Genomic DNA, 1487 nt, shown 5'->3' with positions numbered 1-1487 from the left:
TGTAAATCGTCAGCATAATTTGGACATAATTGATTAAAAACTAAGAGAGTGTTTTCCTAAAAAAGATTTAACTTTAATCATCATGGGAAGACCAAAAAAAACAACCCCCGAAAACTTCATTAAGGATGTACGACGTAGTACCCGAAGAATCTTCACCGCAGAGCAGAAAATTCTGATCGTTATGGAAGCTTTACGTGCAGAAAACTCTATTGCTGAGATCTGTCGTAAACACAGTATTAACGAGTCCCAGTTCTATAAATGGAACAAAGAGTTTCTGGAAGCTGGAAAGAAAAGACTGGAAGGCGATGTCACCCGAGAGGCAACATCAGATGAAGTTGCAGACCTGCGCAAAGAAAACGCCAGGCTTAAAGAAATGGTTGCCGATCTGGTGCTGCGTTATGATATCGTAAAAAAAAGCTTGGATCTGCTGGATTAACGGATAAATACAAAAAGTATATGTGGTTATCAGCAGGAGAAAAAATGGATATTATTCAGGCGGTTACCCGATCAGAGATTGGCGTGAAGCGTACTTTAAATGAATTTGGGATTCCTAAAAGTACTTTTTACAGCTGGTATGATCGGTACCTTAAAGACGGTTATGAGGGATTAGAGCTAAAGAACAGAGAGTCCAAACAACAGTGGAACAGTATTCCAGAACAAGTTAAAGAATTTGTTGTAGAGGTTGCCCTGGATAAGGTCGATCTGTCGGCACGCGAGCTGGCATATCACATTACAGACGAACACCAGATTTTTATTTCAGAATCTTCAGTTTATAGAATCCTTAAAAACAAGGGACTAATCAGTGCACCAAGCCATATTTTGATCAGTGCATCCAATGAATTCAAGGATAAGACCAGTTTTGTGCATGAAATGTGGCAGACAGACTTTACCTACTTCAGAATAAAAAGTTGGGGCGATTATTATTTAAGCACCATATTGGACGACTACAGTCGCTACATTGTGCATTGGGAGCTTTGTACTTCAATGAAACATGAGGATGTGATACGCAATGTGGATAAGGCAATAGAAAAGGCTCAGTTAAAAACGAAAATTAAGCCTAAATTATTGTCGGATAATGGATCGTGCTACATCTCTAAGGAACTTGGAAAATACCTGACCGAAGAACTGGAAATGAAACAGGTCCATGGCAGACCAGCACATCCACAGACCCAGGGAAAAATTGAAAGATACCACAGAACAATGAAAAATGTGGTTAAATTGAACAATTACTATTCACCAGAAGAACTAAAAGAAGCGCTGGAAGAGTTCGTCGAAAGATACAATAATGAACGTTATCACGAGGCCTTAAATAACCTAACTCCAGCTGATGTATATTATGGCCGTGGAGAACTGATATTAAAACAAAGAGAACGATTGAAAAAAATCGCCATTAATAACAGAAAAAAAGAATATCTAAAACAAAAATTAATAGATTTATAAACAAGAAACACTCTTTAGCAAGTTGTCCTGATTAGTTTGAAGACATA

1 protein-coding gene is annotated in these 1487 nt (G+C 37.9%); it reads left to right on the top strand.

All coding sequences use genetic code 11. The annotated features are described in order from the left end of the window. Positions 1-82: 82 nt before the first annotated feature. A protein-coding gene (locus EDF66_RS25940; protein ID WP_132846219.1) for an IS3 family transposase occupies positions 83-1440 on the top strand; the annotation gives its coding sequence in 2 pieces (ribosomal slippage) (positions 83-424 and positions 427-1440; 1356 coding nt in all). Positions 1441-1487: the final 47 nt, after the last annotated feature.

Source organism: Sphingobacterium sp. JUb20 (assembly GCF_004342035.1).
GTDB classification, from domain to species: Bacteria; Bacteroidota; Bacteroidia; order Sphingobacteriales; family Sphingobacteriaceae; genus Sphingobacterium; species Sphingobacterium anhuiense.
Note: the sequence above shows the minus strand (reverse complement) of the source record. Positions and strands in the feature narration are given on the sequence as shown.